This window comes from Micromonospora sp. CPCC 205554 (assembly GCF_036902745.1).
GTDB lineage: Bacteria > Actinomycetota > Actinomycetes > Mycobacteriales > Micromonosporaceae > Micromonospora > Micromonospora tulbaghiae.
Map to the genome: position 1 here is coordinate 483,708 of NZ_JBAKHP010000002.1, position 21,398 is coordinate 505,105.

Below are 21,398 nucleotides of genomic sequence, written 5' to 3' on the forward strand. Positions count from 1 at the left end.
CCCCGCCAGTCCCGAGGCGCGTCCGGCCGTGCCGGCGCGGGTCGCCGCGCTCCCCGGCCCCCCGTGCAGAAGGTCGATGAGCAGCACGCCGAGTGGCTCGGCCTGCTGCGCCCGGAGGGCCCATTCCTGACGGTGCCGGTGCTCGTCGAGGCGCTGCCGCACGGGCTGGACACCGTGCCGGACGACGCGCGGGACCGGATCCGCCGGGGCTGGGCGGAGGTGCAGGACGCCCCGGACCTGCTCGGCCCGGCCTGGGTCGAGCTGATCCTCGGGGAGCTGCTCGGCTATCCGGCGAGCGCACGTACCGATGACGCGGTCGGGGTCGCCGGCAGCGGCGACTTCCGGCCGGACGCGGTGCTGTCCGGCCCGCAACCCGGCGACGGCCGGGCCGCCCGGCTGCACGTGCACCGCCTGCCCTTCGACGCGTCGCTCACCGCCGCCCGGGGTGGCCGGCCGTCCCCGGTGGAGCAGGCCGCCCAGGTGTGCCGGGACACCGGGGTGCCGCTGGCGCTGGTGACCAACAGGCAGCACTGGGCGCTGGTACACGCCCGCCGGGGCGAGCCGACCGGGGTGGGTGTCTTCGACGCCGACCTCTGGCTGGAGGAGCCGACGCTGCTGCGCGCCTTCGCGACGTTGCTCACCGCGTCCCGGGTGCTGATCCCGCCGACCGGCGCCGACGGGCGCCCGTCTGCCAGCCTCGCCGGGCTGTTCGCGCGCAGCGCGGAGGCGCTCACACAGATCACCACCACCCTGGGCGACCAGGTCCGTCGGGCGGTGGAGCTCTTCGTCGGCGAGCTGGCCCGGCTGGACCGGGAATCCGAGGGGCAACTGCTCGGCAAGGTCAGCGACCGGGAGATCTACCGGGGCGCGCTGACCGTGCTGATGCGCCTGGTCTTCCTGCTCTACGCCGAGGAGCAGCGGCTGCTGCCGGTGACCGACCCGCTCTACGCGCAGGCGTACGCGGCGTCCACGCTGCACGGCCAGCTCGGCGCGGTCCGCGACCTGCACGGCGACGAGGTCGGCGACCGGCGCACCGCCGCCTGGCCCCGGCTACTCGCCCTCTTCGCCGCCGTGCACGGCGGCTGCGAGCACCCCGACCTGCGCATCCCCGCCCACGGCGGGTCCCTGTTCGCCCCCGAGCGGTTCCCCTGGCTCGTCGACGCGGCGGTCACCGACCGGGTGGTGCACGAGATGCTGGACGCCCTGCTGGTGCTGCGGCACCGGGGCAGGGCCGCCGAGCAGCTCAGCTACTCCAGCCTCGGGGTCGAGCAGCTCGGCCACGTCTACGAGGGCCTGCTGGAGTTCTCCTGTGCCCGGGTGCTTGAGCCTTACGTCGGGCTGCTCGGCAAGGCCGAGCCGGAGCTGCCGCTGACCGAACTGGAGGTGGCGGCCGCCCGGGGCGAGGCGGAGCTGCGAGTCTGGCTGGTCGCCCGCTGCGACCTCACGGTCCGGCAGGTGGCGAAGGCCAGGGCTGCGACGCCCGCACTGCACCAGCTCGCCGCGCTGCACGCGGCCTGCGACAACGACGCCGACCTGACCGATCGGGTACGCCCGTTCTGGGGCCTGCTCCGCGCCGACCTGCGCGACCTGCCCACGGTTTTCCCCGCCGGCTCGGTGCTGTTCACCCAGCTCGGCGACCGGCGCAACACCGGCACCCACTACACCCCCCGGGAGCTGGCCGAGGAGGTCGTCCGGCACACCCTCGCGCCGCTCTGCTTCTCCCCCGGCCCGGCCCAAGGCGTCACCGACGAGGGCGCGTGGCGGGCCAGGACCGCCGACGAGCTGCTGCGGCTGAAGGTGCTCGACCCGGCGATGGGCTCCGGCGCGTTCCTGGTGGCGGCCTGCCGCTATCTCGCCGAGGTGGTGGTGCGGGCCTGGCACCGCGACGGGCTCCCCACCGAGCTGTCCGACCTGGCCAACGGCAACCCGGCCCAGGAGGACCTGCTGCTCGCCGCCCGCCGCCTGGTCGCCGCGCGCTGTCTCTACGGGGTGGACCGCGACGACATGGCCGTGGAGCTGGCGAAGCTCTCGCTGTGGCTGGTGACCCTGGCCAAGGGCAAGCCGTTCGGCTTCCTCGACCACGCGCTGCGTTGCGGCGACTCGCTGGTCGGGATCACCTCTGTCGACCAGCTCACCGCCTTTCACCTCGACCCGGAGGCGGGGCGCTTCCAGCACAGCCGTTTCTTCGGCGACCTGGTCGACCGGCTGCACCGGACCGTCGACGAGATGACCGCCCTGCGCGAGTCGATCGGCTCGACGGTGGTCGAGGACAGCCGGGACGCCGCCGACAAGGCCGCCAAGCTCACCGAGGTCAGGCACCTGGGCCTGGGCCTGCGACGGGCTGCGGACGCAGTGGTCGGCGCGGCGCTCTCCACCGCCGTCCGCGCCCAGCGCCGCCCGTGGGATCCGGAGGACGACACCGACGACCCCGAGCGGAAGTACGACGACCGCCTGCTCGACATCAGCGACGACGTGCACCGCCTGCTGAACGGGCCGTACGACGCGGAGCTGGAGCAGCAACTCGCGATCACCGTCGCCGGCTGGCTGCGTGGCACCCGACCGGAACCGATCCGGCCATTGCACTGGCCGCTGGAGTTCCCCGAGGTGGTCAACCGGGCCGGCTTCGACGCCGTCATCGGCAACCCGCCGTTCGTCGGCGGCCAGCGCCTGACCGGGGCGATCGGACCGGACGTACGCGAATACCTAGTCGAGCGAATCGGCCGGGGGAAACGGGGCAGCGCCGACCTCTGCTCCTACTTCCTGCTGCGCAACCTGAGCATCACGGGCAAGGGGCGGGTCGGCATCATCGCCACCAACACGATCGCCCAGGGCGACACCCGCGAGGTCGGCCTCGACCAGGCCGTGGACATGGGCTGGACCGTCTACCGGGCGAACAAGTCCCAGCCCTGGCCCGGCACGGCGTCGCTGGAGGTCTCCCTGCTCTGGGTCGGCCACGCCGCCGACGACGAGCAGCCGATCCTCGACGGCAACCGGGTGCTCGGCATCACCCCATCGCTGGACGTTCGTTCCCGGGTCACCGGCAACCCGTACCGCCTGGCAGCCAACGCCGACAAGTCCTTTCAGGGGTCCAATGTCCTGGGGAAAGGCTTCCTCCTCGAACCGGAACAGGCGCAGGCGTTGATCGCGAAGGACCCGCGCAACAGGGATGTGCTCTTTCCCTACCTCAACGGGGAGGACCTGAACGGGCGCCCCGACTGCTCGGCCCGCCGCTGGGTCATCAACTTCCGCAACTGGCCCCTCGAACGCGCCCAGGAATACCCCGACTGCTTCGCCATCGTCGAGCGGGATGTCAAGCCGTTCCGGGCCACCAATAGTGACCGCAGGCGTCGTGAGATCTGGTGGCGATTCACGAGACCGACCCCGGAACTCTACTCGGCAATCGAAGGACTCGACCGCGTGCTCGTCATCGCTCTTGTGAGCAAGACCGGCTTGCCCGTCTTCGTCCCGACCGGACAGGTCTTCTCTCACATGCTTGGGGTGTTCGCCACCGACCGTGCGGAAGACCTCACCTCCCTCTCTAGCAGCTTTCACTTCTCGTGGTGGACGACCAAGGGCGAATCGAGCCTCCGGTCTGACCCTCGATACACGCCGTCCGACGGGTTCGAGACCTTTCCGATGCCAGAGCCGACCGAGCGGATGGCGCGGGTCGGCGCGGAGTTGGACTCGTACCGGCGGTCGGTGATGTTGGGGCGGGAATCGGGGCTGACAAAGCTCTACAACCTGGTTCACGACGAGCAGGTGACCAACGCCGACATCCGTCGGCTGCGGGACATCCACATCGAGGTCGACGAGGCGGTCAACGAGGCGTACGGGTTCGGCCTCGGGCTGGGGCACGGTTTCCACCGGACCCGGCAGGGCGTCCGGTTCACCATCGACCCAACCGCCCAGGTCGACGTGCTGGACCTGCTGCTCGAACTTAACCACCAGCGCCACGAACACGAGAAGCCCCAACAAACCACCGCCCGCCGCAAGCCGCGGAAGCAGCCGCCGCCCGTGCCGCACCCCAGGTCCCCAGAGGCGCCGGACTCGATGCCGCCCGCGCTGGACGGTGGCCTGTTTCCCCTTCCGGACGCCCTGTTCTGAGCGGTGTCGGATGCCGGACAACCACCCCAACCGATCAGGTGAACCCTGTTCGGGATACCCAGGCGATACCTTGCCTCGGTGACCCGACCGTTTGATCTGTGGGGCCAGCGCGGCTGGTGTTCGCAGGAAGTTGCTGGCGAATCGCATTACGCCAAGAACATCCGCGTCCTGTTCGGGCGGGCGTTCGATCCGGACGGCGACAACGAACTGACCGTTCCGGCTCAGCTCATTCCGGAGCCGAGCAACCGATACGATCCGCACGCCGTGAGGGTGCTCTGCTCCGGTAAGCAGGTCGGCCATCTGCCGAAGGAGCAGGCCCGGGAGTTCTCGCCGGTGCTCACCGCGCTGATCGACCAGGGCTGGACGCCTCAGGTGCAGGCGCGGGTCTGGGCGCAGGAGCGCGAGGACTGGGACGATCCACGTAAGCGGACGTTCTTTGCCTCCGTGCGGATCGACCTCGCCGAGCCGCACATGATCGTGCCGACGAACATGCCACCGTCGGACTTGCACACCGTGCTGCCCACCGGCCGCTTCATCCAGGTGACCGGCGAGGAGAAGCACATGTCGCACCTCGCGTCCCTGATCAGCCCGAACGGGGAATCCTGGGTCTACGTGACCCTGCACGAGGTCGAGGTGCAGCGGGCCCGGTCCACCCGCACCCTCGTCGAGGTCCGGATCAACGGTCTGGCCGCCGGCACCCTGAGTCCGGGCATGTCCACGGAGAACCTGCCGGTGATCAGCCACCTGAGAGAAAAGGGTCTGACCACCGCTGCCCGCGCTGTCCTGAAGGGGAACCGGGTCAAGGCCGATGTCGCGGTCAACCTGGCCAAGGCGAGCGAACTGTCGGATGCCTGGCTGGATTCGCCACCCACCGCTCAGGGCCACCATCCGGCCGAGCGGGCGGAGTCGTCAACGAGCCGGGAGGTGACGACGGCAGCACGGTGGAGGTTCGTCGTGCCCCCAGAGTGGCCGCGACCTCCGGCGGGCTGGGTCCCGCCGCAGGGGTGGCGGCCCGATCCGTCGTGGCCCCCCGCGCCACAGGGGTGGCAGTTCTGGGTTCAGGAGTGAGGCGGGCCGGCCTTGAGCCCTCAATACGTCGCCTCAGGCCGAGGGGCGACCGCCGTCCGACTTGATGCTGCTGACAAACACGTCCCAGGCGGCAGCGTCGAAGCTCAGCATGCCGGCTGCGGGGGAGCCGACTGCCAGCGGCGCCCGCCGAGCGACTGGCGTCAGGAGAGCTTGGTGCCGATGTAAGCGACGACGAGCTGCTGCCGGACCCCGTCCATGCGGAAATGCAGTCGCCCCGCACCCGGAGTGAACCGAGCGTGCCAGTCGAAGAGATACAACTGCCCGTCGGTGTCGGCGAAACGGCAGAGCGCCTTGCGGGTGTCGCTCTCCGGCGTCACCTTGCTCCGCCACTTGGGGGCAGCCTCCACGGCTGGCGCCCAGACGGCCGCCGCCAGCTCAAGCTCGGCAAGCCTCTCCTTCACCGGGTGGAGCCGGGCCGGCGCGAGCCGGAGCAGGTCGTCGGCGACGCGGGGCAGGAAGCGGAGATGCGGGAAGACATCCTCCCGCGCCTCCCACAGGGCCGCTCCAGTGTGGATCCGGGTCAGCTCGGAATCGCAGAGCCACTGCCGATGCTCGTCGACGTGCTCCCTCCGGGAGGCGTGCCGCACGTCCACCTCCGTCTCGGTGAGCGCGACGGCTCCGGCGTCGTCCTCGGCGAGGCCCCGCTGACTCAGCCGCAGCAGCGGCTTCTCCCACAGCTGCGCCAGCGGCAGGCTCACGGCCAGCCCGCCAACCTGGTGCGCGGTGCCCAGGCCCTCCGCCGGCCGCTCACCGTGGAAGTATTCCGTCCCGTCGCGCAGGTCAGCCGGGGCCACGTCCCGAAACGGCGCGCGTTGGCGCATGCCACGTAGGTAGCGCAGCGCGTCGCGATTGCGCCCGTCGCCGGCCCACTCACGGACGGAATAGTCGTCGCCCAGGTCCAGGTCGAAAAACCGACGCTCGGTGACCAGGGCAACGTCAGTGCGGTGCTGACGAACCTTCCGCAGCAATCCCACGAGGCCGTGTAGAGAATCTGACACTTCCTCGCGTCGCGCTTTGGTCTCCCGGTAGGAAAGCTCGTTCAGCACCAACAGCAAGGACAAGAGTCACTCCTCGTCAGTCGAGCAGACGATCAAGCGCCCTGTCCCACTCGTCGAAGAAACCCCTGGGCCATTGCGACAACATGCCGTCGGGATCAATCTCGGGAGAGCTGACCTCGATCTCACCGTCGTCGTTCCGGTCGAAATAATGCAACGCCACGTGATTCGGCGTCAATACCCCGTCCTTGACGGCGAGGCGCACTCCATTGAGCACATGATCGCTGTGGCTCTCGATTATCAACTGCCCGCCCGCAGCCACCGCGCGACAGGACAACCGGGCCACCATTGTCTGACCCCGGGGGTGCAGATGCGCCTCCGGATTCTCCAGCATCACCAACCGGCCCGGACCTGCGGAAAGACAGGCCACAATGATCGGCAAGGCGTACGTCAGACCGAAGCCGACGTTGGTGGGACGGTAGCGAATGTTGGACGACGTGATGCCTGCCGTGCCACCGAATCCGTAGCTCAAGCGCACCATGTCGGTGCCCCGCAGGTCCTCTGCCATCAGGTCGACACCGGGGCAGATCTCCCGCAACCACGCCTCGGTCTGGTCGAGCAGGCCGGTCGACTTCGCGGCTGGATGGCGCAACTCGGGGGAGGAGACCCGGTCCTCGTGGCGGGCCCGCAGGTAGTTGACCGTGTGCTCGCCCCGGACCCCGAGGAACCCCCTGCGCACCGCCATCTCGAACGACTTCGGGTAGGTCACCGCCGGGACGATCCGATCGGCCCGTAGGTATTGGAAGCCGGCCCCGAAGAGCCCAGACGGCCTTGGCGGCGGCTGCCGATCGGAAGGGCGCACCACCGGCGGCATTTCAAGCAGGTCGGCCTCTCGGTCCTGGGCAGGCCGGTATTCGACCCGCCAGGTCCGTTCGGAGCCGTCGATCGTGGCGGCGATCGCGATGAAGATCCGGCCCTCGTGGCCCCCATCGGCGTAGTTCTCATGCAGGACGTCCTGCCCGACCCCCAACTCGACGAGCTCTCCGTTGAGCAGCAGCCCATCTCTGTGGTCGAACACGCCCGCGTCATATGACTGGCGCAGCAACGCCAACGCCTGCATCGTGGTGCTCTTGCCGGCCGCGTTCACGCCGCTGAGCAGGGTCAGTGGCGCAAGAGGGAGGCCCATCTGCCGGAACGCCTTGAAGTTCTCCAGGCGCAGCCGCTCGATCATCGGCCCATCACCGTCTCGAAGATCTCCTGGATGAGCTCGAAGCGTAGGCGCACCTTACCCGGGTCACCCGTCCCCTGGGAGATCGCCCCTTGGAAGTCGACGTCGTTCATCAGGCCGATGAACTCCTTCTCCACCTTGCGTCGCCGCTTGACAAGCAGTGCCATCCCCGGCCCGCCGAGCTCCGCGAGGTTGACCGATATCGCCTCGAACAACGCCTTGTTGATCGGCATACGTCGGCTGCCCCCCGCGCGATCACGCTTGCGGAAAGCGTGCTGCTCGAAGATTTGCTCGGCCGCAGTCATCGCCATGACGAACTCGTTCCACAGCCGCTCGACCTCGCGGGCGGGAAGAGAGTTCAGGTTACGCATCGCCTCCCGCAGGAAGCGGTCGAAGTCGTCGTGGTCGAAGTCGTATGGGCTGGTCAGCCGGAAAGCAATGAACCGGAGGATCATCTCCCGGTCGACCATCCGCTCGCTGCGTACGCTGTCGCTGGTCGCTGAGCGGAACACATCGGACTCGGCCCACTCCCTCAAGACCTCCCGGCCCTTGCCCGGAATCAGGGCGTGCCGCAGCTCCTGCCGGGAGAGTGGCAGGCCACCGGTGTTGATCCGGGCGAAGATGTTGAACTTGACCTCCTCCGGCGTGCCACGCCGGATGAGATGCACGATGAGTTCGGTCTCCCGCAGTCTGGTCTGCAATCGCCCGGGCAGATCGTCGAAGGTCTTGCCGTCATATTCCTTGCCGAGATATTCGAGGTTGACCAGTCGCAGCGGCTCGCGCCGGATCGCCTGCGGCTCGATGAACTGCGCGATCGTGGTCAGCCGCTGGATACCGTCAACCATGGCCCACGCCTCATCGTCGCCCTCGGCCGCGTAGAAGGTGGGCAGCGGGATGCGCAGCAGCAGCGACTCGATCAGCCGGCTCTTGGCCATCGCCCGCCAGATCCCGGCCTGACGCTGGAAGTCGGGTTGCAGGTCGACGCGCCCCGTACGGATGCGGGACAACAGCAGATCGACAGTGGTGTTGCGGGTGACCACGTCGATCTTTTCCGGGTCGAACGGGGTGTGGATCGCGTCGATCGTCTGATCGGCTCGGGCGTCCTGGGCGTCGTCGACCTCGATGCCCGTCGCTCGACCGAGCGAGTCCAATTCTTCGAGGACGTCTGGCTCCAGCTCGGAAATCTCGCCACCTCGATTCGCCCCGGCCCTTGCCCGTGGCAAACACCGCATGACCGACTCGCAGCAGCTTAACGGATCCACGCCACCGAAGGTGCCGCACCGACCGCCCCGCGCGATGTCGTAGGAAACGCTACGGTCGCTCTCATGACTGGGGAGAACGTCCTCGCCGTACCCGATGAGCGGGCGATCCGCGACCAGCTCCAGCAGTTGGTCGTTGACGACCTGCTGGGGCCGCTCGGTGGACTGGCAGAGGAGTTCTCCGCCAGGGAGAATCCGCTGGACCGTTACGTTCTCGGGCGGCTGGCCCCCAACGGCGTCTCCGTCGATCCGGCCACTGAGGACACCTTCGCCGAGGCCACCGAATCGGACGCGGCGGAGGGAGGCCCCGAGCCGACCGCCCCGAACGTGCCCAGCCTGGCACCGTCCGCGCTCGGCTTCACCACCAGCGTGCCGCCATCGGTCCCCGAGCTGCGGGTCACCGCCGCCTGGGGCAGCTACGAAACCGGGATCAACGAGCGGGCGGAGCACGCCGGCGGCAGGGTCTGGCGGCGGCACCAGCGCGGCGGCACGGTCACCGTGCCCCTGCACGAGGGGCCGATCGCCCCGCTGTCGGTGGACGCGGCCCAGCCGAAAGTCGTGGTGCGGGGCCGCGTGCGTCGCCTGGGCGACATCTGGCTGGTCTCGCTCTTCCTGGAGAACCGCGAGCACAGCGACTCGCCGCGCCAGGCTACGCGGTGGATCTTCCAGGTCGCATTGACCGCGACCGGCCCGACGGACGGCGAGCCGGTCTTCGTGCAACGGCCGGAGCAGGTCACCGGCGGCGACGACGCCGACCAAGCGGAGCGACTCCGGCTGGCGATGGCCTACCGGTTCCACCCCGAGTTCGCGGTGGGGCACGGCACGGCCGTCCGCGCCGAGCCGGCCTCCACCGACCCGCTGCGGGCCCATCGGATATGCACCACCACCGTCCCGACGCACGAGCTGCCGTTCACCGACGTGCCCAGCAGCGAGCAGGACCATGACCTGCCCGAGCTGGCCGACGTGGAACTGGACATGCGGCGGCTCGCCGAGCTGGCAGCCAGCCCGGTCGAATCCCTCACGGCAGCGTTACAGCCCCTCGTCACCGGCTACCGGGCGTGGATCGACCGCAACGAGGCGAGCACCGCCGACCCGCAGCGGCAACTCGACGAGTACGGCCCGCAGGTACGCGACGCGCTGCGCGACGCCCGGGAAGCGGCCGACCGGATCGCCGCCGGCATCAGGTTGCTCGCCGCCCCGGACCCGACGGCCCGAGAGGCATTCGGCTTCGCCAACCGGACGATGTACCTGCAACGCGTGCACAGTGTGGTCGCCGCCCAGCGGCGGGAGCACCCCAACCTTCCGTTGGCGCAGGCGGTCGCCGACGCCGATCGGCCGGAGAACCACCGGTGGCGTCCGTTCCAGTTGGCCTTCGTCCTGATCAGCCTGCCGGCCCTGGCCGACCCCCGGCACCCGGAACGGGGTGACGACGTCGAGCGCGCCATCACCGACCTGCTCTGGTTTCCCACCGGTGGCGGCAAGACCGAGGCGTACCTCGGTCTCACCGCCTTCACCATCGCGGTACGTCGCCGCCAGCCGGACTTCGGTGGGTTGAACGGCCGGGCCGGGCTCGCGGTGCTGATGCGGTACACCCTGCGCCTGCTCACCATCCAGCAGTTCGAGCGTGCTGCGACCCTGATCTGCGCGGCGGAGTCCCTGCGCCGCGCAGACCCGCAGACCTGGGGCGAGACGCCAATCCGGATCGGGCTGTGGGTCGGCGGCCGGGTCACCCCGAACCGCACCCAGGACGCGAAGGACTGGCTGGACGAGCGGCGGCGAGGGCGGTCGCACCGGGGCATCGGCTCACCGCATCAGCTCACCAGTTGCCCCTGGTGCGGCACGAAGGTCGAGCCGGGCCGGGACATCAAGGTGGAGCGGGACCACTGGCGGACCCTGGTGCTCTGCTGCAATGTGGAGTGTCCCTTCAGTGAGGCGGGCAGCTATCCGTTGGGCGGCGACCAGGTCGGGCTGCCGGTGATCCTGGTCGACGAGGAGCTCTACCGCCATCCCCCGGCCCTGTTGATCGCCACCGTCGACAAGTTCGCCCAGCTGCCGTGGAAGGGTGAGACCGCTGCCCTCTTCGGTCGGGTCGCCAAGCACTGCCAGCAGCACGGCTATCTCACCGAGGACCTCGAATCCACCGACTGGGAGCGCAGGCGCCACCGGCCGGGCAACCGGGTCGTCCCCTGCGGGCGGCTGCGTCCGCCGGACCTCATCATCCAGGACGAGCTGCACCTGATCTCCGGGCCGCTCGGGTCTCTGGTCGGGCTCTACGAGACCGCGGTGGACCGGCTGGCCAGTTGGGAGCCGGCCCCCGGGCACTGGTCCCGGCCGAAGGTGATCGCCTCCACCGCCACCGTGCGCCGCGCCCAGCAGCAGATCGGGGCGCTTTTCAACCGGCGTACCCGGATCTTCCCACCGTCGGGGCTCGACGCCTCCGACAGCTTCTTCGCCCGGCAGCGCGAGACCGAGGACCATCCGGGCCGCCGCTACATCGGCATCTGCGCGCACGGCAACCGGCTCCGGTCGACCCTGATCCGGGTCTACGTCTCCGTGCTCGGCGCGGCACAGAAGCTCCACGAGACCTACGGTCGCAATCCGGTCACCGACCCTTACATGACGTTGGTCGGCTACTTCAACAGCCTGCGGGACCTGGGCGGCATGCGCCGGCTGGTGGAGGACGACGTCTCCAGCCGGCTGGTCCGCGCCGACGAGCGCGGGCTCGCCCGGCGGTACGACCCCTACCTGGAGGAGCTGACCTCACGGATGCCCTCGGACGCCATCCGGCCGCTGCTGGACCGGCTCGCGCTGCGCTTCGACGGCATTCGGCCCAAGGGCGCTCCCCGGCCGGTCGATGTGCTCCTCGCCACCAGCATGATCGCCGTCGGGGTCGACATCGCCCGGCTCGGCGTGATGGTGGTGGCCAACCAGCCGAAGTCCGCCGCCGAATACATCCAGGCGACGAGCCGGGTCGGGCGGCGGGCGCCGGGCCTCGTGTTCACCGTCTACAACTGGGCCCGCCCCCGCGATCTGTCGCACTACGAACGGTTCGACCACTTCCATGCCACGGTCTACCGCCAGGTCGAAGCCCTGTCGGTGACCCCGTTCGCGGAGCGGGCCATCGACCGGGGACTGACCGGGGTGCTGGTGGCCCTGGTCCGCGATCTGGAGAGCACCTACAACGGCAACCTGCGGGCGCGCGATTTCGACCGGCACGGCAAGCTCGCCGACCACGTCGTACGGTTCCTCAAGCGTCGCAGCGAGGTGGCCGCCGACAACACGGTTCGCCAACGGGTGGAGGACGAGCTGGAGGCCCGCCTCGACCTGTGGGCGCGGGAGCGGGCCCGGCCCGCTCGGCGGCTGGCCTACGACAAGCCGTACCACAGCGACGATGTCGCCGGGCTGTTGCACCGCCCGGAGGAGGGCCGGTGGGCGCAGACCACCTGCCCCACCTCGCTGCGGGACGTGGAGCCCGGTATCCAGCTTCAGCTACAGCTCGGCGCTGTCGGGGACGATCCACCGCCATTCGTTCCACCCACCGTGGGCGCTGCGGGGTTGTCCTCGTGAGCAGTTCACAGCCGCGCAGCCTGCGGGTCGGCGCGCTGCGCCCCAACCAGCTACTGCACACCTACGGCGTCGGCTCGGTCGCCGATCTGCCCAGCCTGTCGGTGCTGACCCTGGGGCTGGCGCACTGGGATCTCACGCATTCCGCCACGGTCATCGAGGACAGGCTGCTCGCGACGATCCGGCGCAGCCTCGGCGACCAGGTGGAGAGTCTCCGGCTTCCGCCGCACCTGCCCGAGACCTCCGACGCATTCGCCGACTGGACTCGGGTGGGTGTGCCGGTGGCGCTCTTCCCCACCTGGCTGCGCTGCTCGGACACCCGGTGCAACCGACTCGCGCCGGCGGATTCCGGGCTGTTCGAGCTGCTGTCGTCCCCCTACCAGCCGGACCGGGCCCGCTACGTGCACAGCTGCCGGGGCAACGGCAACTCCCGCCCCACCGCAGTGCCGGCCCGGTTCGTGCTGGCCTGCGACAACGGCCACCTGGACGACTTCCCCTGGTCGTACGTCGTGCACGGCGGGACGGACCCGGGCCCCGGTCACTCGCTCACGCTCGCCGAACGCGGCAGCACCGGCGAGGCGGCCAACATCTTCATCTCCTGCGAGTGCAAGGCGGCCCGACCGATGTCGACGGCGATCGGTCTGCACGCCGAGCGGACCCTGCCTGCCTGCCGCGGACGCCACCCCCACCTCGGCACCTACGAGCCCTGCGACGCCCCCACCCGCACGCTCGCCCTGGGCGCCACCAACAGTTGGTTCGCCATGCAGCTGCGGGTGTTCAGTCTTCCCCGGGCCGAACATCCGGTCGACCAGGTCGTCGCCGACCACTGGCCGGACCTGTCTCTCCTCGCCGGGCTCGACGCCGTCATCGCCAAGCAAATCATGCCGACCCAGGGCTGCTGGGCTGAGCTGAAGCCGTACGGCGTCGACCGGGTCTGGACGGCGATCCAGCGACGCAGCAAGGCCGGGGCGGCCGACGAGCCCGACGAAGGCGACGACCTGCGCACGCCCGAATGGCTGGCTTTCACCGCCGGCACCAGCACCGAGCTACCCGACTTCACCACTCGTCCCGAGCCGGTGCCGCCCCAGCAGCGAGACTGGCTCCAGCACGTGGTCCTCGTCCCCCGGCTGCGGGAGGTCTCCGCACTGTACGGCTTCACGCGGATCGACTCCCCCGAATGGGACGTGCTCGACACACCGGACCGCCGGCGGGCGCCGCTGACCATCGGCAAGCCGACCTGGCTGCCCTGCGCCGAGATGCGGGGCGAAGGAATCTTCCTCCGTTTCGACGAGGATCGCATCGTCGAGTGGGAACACCGGCCGCAGGTCAAGCAACGGGAACAGTTGCTGACCCGCGCCCAGGACCTCTGGCGGGCGCAGCGCAGGCTGGCCTCCGAGCCGCACCCCGGTCCCCGGTACGTCCTGCTGCACACCTTCGCCCATGTGCTCATGCGCGAGCTTGCATTGGAGTGCGGATACAGCGCCGCCGGCATCGGGGAACGCATCTACGCCCGTGCCGACGACACTCCCATGGCCGGGGTGCTGCTCTACACCTCGGCACCGGACAGCGAGGGCACCCTCGGCGGCCTCGTTTCCCTGGGACGCACGGACAGGCTCGGCCCACTCATCGAACGTGCCCTGGACGCCGCCCGGCTGTGCAGCTCCGACCCGCTCTGCGCCGAGCACGACCCGACCGTGCACGCCCGCCTGTCGGCCGCCGCCTGCCATGCCTGCCTCTTCGCCGCGGAGACCTCCTGCGAGCGTGGCAACCACTATCTGGACCGGGCCCTGCTGGTCGACACCCTCACCGACCCCGGCTCCGGGTTCTTCGCCCAATGAGCCACGAGCGGTTCGCGGAGGTGATCGCCGACCTCGCCAGCAGACTTCCCGCCGATCATGTCACCGCCTGGGCTGGTGTGCTGATGCGCGTGGACACTCCCGACGACAATGTGGTAACCGCCGACCTGATCGGTGCCCGTCCCGGGTTCTCGGTCGGAACCTACGCAGCACGTCTGGTGAAGAGCTGGCGAGTCGAGGCACCCGACCTACCCGGTTCAGCGGTCGCTCTCGCCCTGCGCAGCGCCGCCCACCTGCATCGGTGCGCGGACGCGAGGCGCACCAAGCTGGCGGTCAGCGGGCCGACGAGTGCGGCCGTGCCGGTACGGCTCACCAGCTCCGTGGTCATCGAGGTCATCCGGGCGGCGCGAAGCAGCCTGCTCGTTGCGAGCTTTGCCGCGTACGGGGTCGCCGAGGTGGTCGCCGAACTGCGGTCTGCAGCCCTCCGAGGCGTACGCATCGATCTGATCCTAGAAAGCTCAGCCGAGGACGGCGGTGCCCTACGAGGGCCCGCGGGGGTCGCACTCACCTTCGCCGCTCTCCGTCACCAGGCGACGTTCTGGCACTGGCCGGCCGCACGACGAGCCGCCAGTGGGAACTCGCACGCTGCCCTGCACGCGAAGCTCATCGCCGCGGACAGCAGGGTCGCGCTGATCAGCAGCGCCAACCTCACCGACCGAGCGCTGTCTCACAACATTGAGGTCGGCGTAGTGCTCCACGATCCGGAGGTGGCGCGAAAACTCGTCGCACACTTCCAGGCCCTTACCGATTCCCGGAACGGCGTGTTGCAGCAGCTCATCTAAGCGGGCAGATTCCAACGAAGTAGATCAATCTAGACTAGGGGTGACGAAGGCGAGGGCCGGCGACCGATCCGGCGGCGTCGCGTACGCGCTACAAACCTAAGCGCGCTACCGGATGAACGGTTAGGGCAGGCTGCGGATCACGCCGGATTTTGTCGCGCCACGTCGGCGCGGGACAACCGACGCGGTGGCTTCGGCCGCAGCGTGGGATAGCTCGGGTAGGACGTCTCCGTAGAACTTGGCGGTGAAGTGTGGGCTGGAGTGGCGGAGCCGGTTGGAGATGATCTTCATCTGGACGCCGGCGGCGAGGCCCATGGTGGCGGCGCCGTGGCGGAGGTCGTGGAGTCGGATGGGTGGTAGCCCGGCTTGGGTGGCGAGGTGGTGGAAGTGGTCGGTGACGTCGGCAGGGTGGAGCCGGCCGCCCGTTGGCGTGGTGAACACGAGCCCGGTGGTGGTCCAGGAGATACCGGCGGCGAGGCGTTCGCGGTGTTGCCGGGTGCGGTGGGCGCGCAGCACTGCGACGGTTTTCGGTGTCGAGGGCGACCGCGGCTTCGCTGTCGGTGGTTTTGGGTGTGTCGATGGCGGTGGCCCAGCCGTGATGGACGAGTTGCCAGCGGACGGTGAGGGTGTGGGCGTCGAGGTCGAGGTCGTCCCAGTGCAGGCCGCAGGCTTCCCCGCGGCGGAGGCCGGTGAAGGTGATGAGGTGGTAGAGGGCGTAGAGGCGGTCGTTGGCGTCGTGGGTGTGGTCGAGGAATCTGCCGGTGTGTTCGGGGGTCCAGATCATGACGGGGCTGGGGGTCTTGCCGGTGTCGCGCCAGGTGCGGATGCGTTGGTCGGTCCAGATGGTGGGCTTGGGTGGTCGGGCTGTGGGTAGTTCGACCATGAGCGCGGGGTTGGTGTCGATGTAGCGGTGGCGGCGCATCGCGTCGTTGAGGGCCTTGCGCAGGATCACGTGCAGGGTTCTCGGGCCGACGATCCGCTGGTTCTTGACCTGGTCGCGTTTGGCGGGGTCGCGGCTGGTACGCAGGGTGGCGATGGTGGTGTTGCGTTCGGCGATGACGTCGTACATGGCGTCGATGTGGCCGGGCGGAGTCGGTCGATGCGTAGGTGGCCGAGGTGCGGGATGAGGTACAGCCGGATGTGCCCTTCGTAGGAGCGCAGGGTGCCGGTCTTGATGTTCTTGCGTCCGGCGAGCCAGTCGGTCAGGTACGCCTCCATCGTGGGCAGCTCGGTCGGGGTGATGTCCAGGTGCAGCGCGCGCCGGACCTGGTCCGGGCTGGGAACGGGTGCGCCGGTCTTGACGGCTGCCTCGATCAGGTCGCCGGTCTTGACGGTGGTGTGCGGGTCGGTGGGGTCGGGGACTGCGAGCGCGGCCCGGAGGCGGTCCAGGACGGCGTCGGCGTCGGCCTGGGTGGCGTACGGGCCGTGTCGGAGTGGGCGGCGGGTGCCGTCGGCGCGGGCGGGGATCTCGATCTGCCAGTGCCAGTGGCCGTGGGTGCGGGACCAGCCGCCGCCGGGCCGGCGAAGCTGGGGACAGGAGCGTCCCAGTCGCCGGCCCGTGACGCTGTCGCGGCAGCCGCAGCGTTTGAAGGTGTATCCCTTCACTCATCGTCTCCTGGATGCTTCGTATGGTGCCGCCAGCGGTGTCGGGTGGAATCCGCTGGTGGCGGGGTCATCGCATCTACGCTCACCTTCGCGTCGGCATCAAGTCGCCCGCCGCCGGTGGCGTCGGCGTCGGGTTGGAGGAGTTGAAGCAGAGCGGCGACCGGGACGATGATGCGGCTGCCTGCCCGGATCAGCGGTATGGGGAACTGGTTGGTGGCGGCGAGCCGGTACGCCTGGGATCGGCTGATCCCGAGCACCGAGGCGGTGGTGGCGAGGGTGGTGGTGACGCCGAGGGCACGGATGCGCTCGATCGTCCATACCTCCCCGACACTGGGTGCGGTGGGGTTGTCGGTCGTGGTGCGGGTGGTCTGGTCAGCGTGATTCGTTGGGCTGTTCATGATCAGGCTTCTCCTAGCGGTGAGTTGGATGGCTGTGCGGTAGGAGCGGGTTAGCCCCGTCGGGGTCGACCGGCGCAGGGGTGGCTGCTCCGCCACCGTTGCGCCGCTCCGGTGACAGAGGCGATGGCGTCGGGTTGGTCGGCACGGCCGGGCTAGCGATCAGCTCAGGTGGTGCGGACGATTCGACCTTGAGGGTCTTGAGGAGTTCGGATACTCGGGTGTTGGACACGGTGTGACCGGCTGCGCGGAGGGCTTCGGCGAGTGCTGCCCGGGTCAGTGCCTGACCGTCCGCGGCGAGCCGGTCCCGGACCTTGCGCGCCGCCGGCAGCAGCTCGGCCACGTCGCCGGACGGCTGCGCGGACCGTCCCCGGTCCGCTCGCTGCCGGTTCCGTCCGCCGTGTCGGCGAGGAGGCTCCGGTGAGTGGACGGTCCGGGTCCGGGACAGCCGCTTCCCCGGCGTGACAGCGGACCGGGTCGCCTCGACTGGTCCGCTGTCCGGAACGGTCCGCCCGGCCTCGTCCAGTCGACCGTCCCCAACCGTCCAGGCGGGGTTGGCGGGCGTGGCGGTGCTGGTCCGGCCGAGGGCGATCTTGACCATGACGAGGAATCCGAGCGCGGGTACGGCGGCGGCGACCCACCCAATGACCGAGGGTTCGGCCTCGACGACCTGCGCCGCCAGGGACAGGGTGACCGCGCACGCCAGCACGGTGGCCGGGAAGACGGTGGAGGTGTGGGCGCGTTTGCGGCGGCGCAGTTCCAGTCCGGAGGCGATGGACATCAGCTCTAGGACGATCGCGTCGGCCCAGGCCAGCCAGCCGGGTTGGCCGTGCGCGGCGGCTACGTTGTGGACGTGGGTGAAGCTGGCCGCCCCGGCCGCGCCGCCGATGGCCAGCATGATGACGACCTGGACGACGCCCTCGACGCGACTGCCGCGCGGACTGGTGTCTGGGTCAGGGATCGGTGCTGTCGTGGCCCATCACCTCCCCGACCCCGGACAGGGGTTCCGGTCCGTCCGTCAGTCGCAGGAGGCGGGACCGGATGGCGGACCAATCCGGCGTCGGACAACAGTCGGGACGGGGACCGGACACCGGTCGCGGACCGCCCGACGCGGACGCCGGACCGAGAAGTGGTCCGCCGCTGTGGGAGCGGACGGCTGGTGCTCTCACGGATCTGTCAGCGCCGACCGCGCTGCTCACGACAGATCCGTGACAGACGCCGGCCGTTGATGTCCGCTCCGCCGCGGAGGTACCGTCCACGGCCCTCGGACCATCGCCGATCACGCGGCCTCGCCCGCCCGGCTGGAGACGTCAACGGCATACCCGGCCAGATCCGCCAGCCGCAGCCGCTGCCCTTCCCTGCCGGCCACGGCCCACACAGCCCCTGCCAAGCTCAGGCCCGTCGTCGCGGCGTGGTCGCGGGCGCCGGTGGCGACCGGCACCGACAGCGGCCCGTCGGCCAGCACGCGGCGTAGGTTGCGCTCGCGGGCGGCCGAGTGCAGCCAGAACAGCACAGGCCACGCCCGCCCGATCTTCACGAACAGCTCCCGGTAGCCGTCCACCTTGCCGGCCAGGATCGACAACTGCTCGGCGCCGGTGTCGTACTCGACGAAGAACGGCACCTCGACACCGTTCTCAATCCACCGGCCGTAGCCGTCCGGACGGACCCGCGGCTGGTACGCCCGCACCAGTCCCGGATCCTGCCGGCTGGTGAACGTCCCGGCGCGCTGGCACACCGCCTCCGGCAACCACTCCACCAAGCCGGCACTGGGATGGGTACGGGCGTGCCCGGCCAGGTCGGTGAAGAAGCCGTTCACCCCGAGGCGGTGCGCGAGGCTGCGGGTCGACGTCCAGCGCCGCCGCTCCACCCGGGCGTGGTCCCGCCGGGGTGGGCGTTCGTCGCGGCTGGCGGCGACGACCTCGGCGCCAAGTTGGTCGATGACGTAGTGGTACGGGTACGAGCCGCCGTCGGCCCGTTGCGGTCGGAACCGGGCGACGAGGCGCAGCCGGTACAGGGTCCGCAGCCGCCGCTGGCAGAAATCCAACGACGGGAACAGGGCGGTCGCGAGCTGGAACGACGTCAACACGCCGTGGTCGTACAACCAGCCCAGCAACACGCGGTCACAGCCGGTCAACTGGGACTGGACACGAAGAACCGGATCATCCACCAGCTACCACCTCCTTCCTGTACGGATGCCGGCCCCAGGGGGAGAGACCCGAGACCAGACAGGGTCTGTCGCAGGACAAGCCGATCGCGTAGTCAGCCGGACCGACCTGCGGTGTGAGAGGGAACAGGGGGGTCCGTCCAGGGGTCCGGCTGAAGACTGACGTCAACGCTGACGCCAAGCCCGACCCCCGAACGGGGATCAAGCCGGAACTCATCACTGTCAATGCCTACGGCAGTAGGTGAAGGTTTCGACGAAAGCACGAGAACTCCTTGGTTGAGGTGTGGATGTGGTGCTGATGGCTTGGAGCGTGCCGAAGCGGAAGGGCCGGTGAGAGGCCGGCGCCGCCCCTGCCGCGGCGGGGTCCGCGGCACATGACTGCCCGCTGCCGGGAACAGCAGCGAAACGAATGGCCTTGGGCAAGCGCGCGGAAATAGCCGTTGGCCGGGCGAGGGTTAGCCTCTCGGTCATGTCCGCCCCTGCACCGCGTCCGTTGCTGTTCCTCGACGTGGACGGCACCGTCATCCCGCTCGGAACACCCACGGCGGCTCAGCCGGGCGTGCCGCATGGCAACACCCAAGTACCGGCCCTACCAGCTGACGCCCATCCCCTGCTGCACAAGGTCGATCCGGAGCACGGCCGCCGACTGGCCGCCCTGCCATGTGATCTCGTTTGGGCGACAACCTGGATGAACGACGCGAACGACGTGCTCGCACCCCGGCTCGGGCTGCCGGCCCTGCCGGTCGTCGACTGGCCCGACTCCGACGAGGTCGGCGTCCTGCACTGGAAGACCCGTGGGCTGGTCGAATGGGCGCAGGGACGCCCCTTCGTCTGGGTCGACGACGAGATCTCCCACGCCGATCAACAGTGGGTGTCGACTCATCACCACGCCCCGGCCCTGCTGCATCAGGTCGATCCCCGTCGCGGGTTGACCCACTACGACTTCACGGTCATCGAGAGCTGGCTCCGGCGGGCGCGGTAGCGCGAGCTCCACGCCGTCGCAGTCGCCGTGCTTGACGAGTTGTCTGACCACCCGGGACCGACGTTGGCGAACGGTGCGCCGAAACGGCGACACGGTAGCCGGCTTGGCTGCTCTACGGGGACGAAACGTTCGGAAGCAGGTCGTCGTCGCGTCCGGCCTGGGGTAGCCCAGCGGCAGCGGCGATGACTGTGACGGCCTCGTTCAGTCCGGTGGTCTCGGGTAGGACGATTTCGTCGGGCCAGCCCAGGACGTCATGAGCGGCGTACCAGCCGCTCATGTCCTCGGCGGTGAACTCGCTGGCCTGCGGGCGGGTGAGGTGCCGGCGCAGGGTCTCGGCCAGGGACACGTCGAGATAGCAGAACAGCGACCGGCCGCGGTGGCCGTCCCGCAGAGAGGTGAGCATGCTGCGGTAGCGGCTGCTGTGCAGGATGCCTTCCAGCACGACGTGATAGCCGTGGTCCAGCGCGAACCGGACGGTCTGCGCGATCAACGCCGGTGCGGCACCGCCGGGCAGATCCCGTTCGCGCAGCACGATTCGGCGCAGGTAGTCCTGCTCGACTAGGGCGCAGCCCCGGCCGTGCCGGCGTCGTAGCTCGCGGGCGATGCTGCTCTTGCCTGAGCCGGAGTTGCCTCGGATGCAGACGAGGATCGTGTCCGGGCTGCCAGTGGGTTCAGCGAGCACGACCCCTCCTCGGCTTCACTCGTTGCGCACGGTGAGGTTGAGGGCGGCGACGGTCAGCTGGGTGAGGTCAGTAAGTTGGTCCTCGCCGAGGGTGACGCCGCGCAGGTTGTCCAGCGGCGTCTTGAGACCGTGGACCCGGCTGCCCCGCAGGTCGGCGCCGTCGAGGTGGCAGGAGTCAAATTCCAGGCCGGCGAGCTCACACGACCGCAGCGCGACGCGAGGTAGTCGGCAGGACGACCACGCGCCGTTGGTGAGAGTGCACTCGGTGAACGCGACTGAGCCCGCAGCGGTGACGCGTTGGAAGGTGGCGTAGTCGAAGCGGCAGCCGTCGAATAGGACGTCCTTGAGGCGTACGTCGGTGAGTCTGGTGCCGGTGAACCGGGAGCCGGTGATCGCGCACCGTTCGATGGTGATGCCGGTCAGGGTGGCACCGGAGAAGTCGGTGCGGGTGATCTCGCAGCCGTAGAGGCTGCCGGCTTCCCAGGTGCTCTCGCTCAGGTCCACGCCGGTGATCAGGCTGCTGCGGATGCTGGCGTCCTCAAGGTGGGAGCCGTGCCACCCTGCACCCTCGACGAGGGCCTCGGTGAGGTCGCCGGCCAGGTCCGTCGTGGTGTCGAGGTCGTCTGGTTCGAGGTCCGGCAGCAGGACCTTCACATCGCCGATCGTGGTGGTGCGCATGTTTCCTCAACCTGTGCG

General features: G+C 69.7%; 14 protein-coding genes and 1 pseudogene. 6 read left to right on the forward strand and 9 right to left on the reverse strand.

Annotation, left to right across the window (positions count from 1 at the left end):
- The first annotated feature begins 63 nt into the window (after window positions 1-63).
- On the forward strand, window positions 64-4,104 hold the full coding sequence (locus V6U82_RS05290) for an Eco57I restriction-modification methylase domain-containing protein (RefSeq protein WP_334459531.1): 4,041 nt from the start codon (window positions 64-66) through the stop codon (window positions 4,102-4,104).
- Window positions 4,105-4,182: 78 nt separating this feature from the next.
- Window positions 4,183-5,172 (forward strand): HIRAN domain-containing protein, encoded by a 990-nt coding sequence (locus tag V6U82_RS05295; RefSeq protein WP_334459532.1) that lies wholly within the window; start codon window positions 4,183-4,185, stop codon window positions 5,170-5,172.
- 161 nt (window positions 5,173-5,333) lie between these two features.
- On the opposite strand, the gene V6U82_RS05300 is transcribed toward V6U82_RS05295, so the two are convergent.
- Genes V6U82_RS05300 through V6U82_RS05310 form a run of 3 tightly spaced genes read right to left on the reverse strand, consistent with a single transcriptional unit; the run spans window position 5,334 to window position 8,678 of the window.
- The gene (locus V6U82_RS05300; RefSeq protein ID WP_334459534.1) at window positions 5,334-6,254 is read right to left on the reverse strand and encodes a hypothetical protein; all 921 of its coding nucleotides are present in this window, start codon (window positions 6,252-6,254) and stop codon (window positions 5,334-5,336) included.
- Between the two features lie 13 nt (window positions 6,255-6,267).
- Window positions 6,268-7,419 carry an AAA family ATPase gene (locus V6U82_RS05305; protein WP_334459535.1) on the reverse strand — a complete coding sequence of 384 codons (1,152 nt, stop codon included), beginning with the start codon at window positions 7,417-7,419 and terminating at the stop codon, window positions 6,268-6,270.
- Window positions 7,416-8,678, reverse strand: a complete 1,263-nt coding sequence (locus tag V6U82_RS05310; RefSeq protein WP_334459536.1) for a DUF262 domain-containing protein — start codon at window positions 8,676-8,678, stop codon at window positions 7,416-7,418. The genes V6U82_RS05305 and V6U82_RS05310 overlap by 4 nt, the downstream gene beginning before the upstream one ends.
- Window positions 8,679-8,741: 63 nt before the next feature.
- Between V6U82_RS05310 and drmA the strand changes: the two genes are divergently transcribed.
- The 3 genes from drmA to drmC are packed head-to-tail and all read left to right on the forward strand — an operon-like array spanning window position 8,742 to window position 14,877.
- Window positions 8,742-12,242: a DISARM system helicase DrmA gene (gene drmA, locus V6U82_RS05315; RefSeq protein ID WP_334459538.1), complete on the forward strand. Its 3,501-nt coding sequence runs from the start codon at window positions 8,742-8,744 to the stop codon at window positions 12,240-12,242.
- Window positions 12,239-14,077 carry a DUF1998 domain-containing protein gene (locus tag V6U82_RS05320; protein ID WP_334459541.1) on the forward strand — a complete coding sequence of 613 codons (1,839 nt, stop codon included), beginning with the start codon at window positions 12,239-12,241 and terminating at the stop codon, window positions 14,075-14,077. Before drmA ends, V6U82_RS05320 begins: the two co-directional genes overlap by 4 nt.
- Window positions 14,074-14,877 carry a DISARM system phospholipase D-like protein DrmC gene (gene drmC / locus V6U82_RS05325; protein ID WP_334459543.1) on the forward strand — a complete coding sequence of 268 codons (804 nt, stop codon included), beginning with the start codon at window positions 14,074-14,076 and terminating at the stop codon, window positions 14,875-14,877. Before V6U82_RS05320 ends, drmC begins: the two co-directional genes overlap by 4 nt.
- 120 nt (window positions 14,878-14,997) lie before the next feature.
- Here drmC and V6U82_RS05330 read toward each other — a convergent pair.
- From V6U82_RS05330 to V6U82_RS05345, 4 genes and pseudogenes are all read right to left on the reverse strand, one after another.
- A pseudogene (locus tag V6U82_RS05330) lies at window positions 14,998-16,479 on the reverse strand (tyrosine-type recombinase/integrase).
- Window positions 16,476-16,877 carry a helix-turn-helix transcriptional regulator gene (locus V6U82_RS05335; protein ID WP_334459545.1) on the reverse strand — a complete coding sequence of 134 codons (402 nt, stop codon included), beginning with the start codon at window positions 16,875-16,877 and terminating at the stop codon, window positions 16,476-16,478. Before V6U82_RS05335 ends, V6U82_RS05330 begins: the two are co-directional and overlap by 4 nt.
- Window positions 16,878-16,890: 13 nt before the next feature.
- The gene (locus V6U82_RS05340; protein ID WP_334459679.1) at window positions 16,891-17,775 is read right to left on the reverse strand and encodes a DUF2637 domain-containing protein; all 885 of its coding nucleotides are present in this window, start codon (window positions 17,773-17,775) and stop codon (window positions 16,891-16,893) included.
- 378 nt (window positions 17,776-18,153) lie between these two features.
- Complete coding sequence (locus V6U82_RS05345) at window positions 18,154-19,041, reverse strand: replication-relaxation family protein (protein ID WP_334459547.1); 888 nt, start codon at window positions 19,039-19,041, stop codon at window positions 18,154-18,156.
- A gap of 466 nt (window positions 19,042-19,507) precedes the next feature.
- Between V6U82_RS05345 and V6U82_RS05350 the strand changes: the two genes are divergently transcribed.
- Window positions 19,508-20,020 (forward strand): HAD domain-containing protein, encoded by a 513-nt coding sequence (locus tag V6U82_RS05350; protein ID WP_334459549.1) that lies wholly within the window; start codon window positions 19,508-19,510, stop codon window positions 20,018-20,020.
- 112 nt (window positions 20,021-20,132) lie between these two features.
- On the opposite strand, the gene V6U82_RS05355 is transcribed toward V6U82_RS05350, so the two are convergent.
- Both V6U82_RS05355 and V6U82_RS05360 read right to left on the reverse strand, forming a co-directional pair.
- A complete protein-coding gene (locus tag V6U82_RS05355) occupies window positions 20,133-20,702 on the reverse strand; it encodes a kinase (protein WP_334459550.1) in 570 nt (189 codons plus the stop codon).
- 15 nt (window positions 20,703-20,717) lie between these two features.
- Complete coding sequence (locus V6U82_RS05360; protein WP_334459552.1) at window positions 20,718-21,380, reverse strand: pentapeptide repeat-containing protein; 663 nt, start codon at window positions 21,378-21,380, stop codon at window positions 20,718-20,720.
- Between the last annotated feature and the right edge of the window lie 18 nt (window positions 21,381-21,398).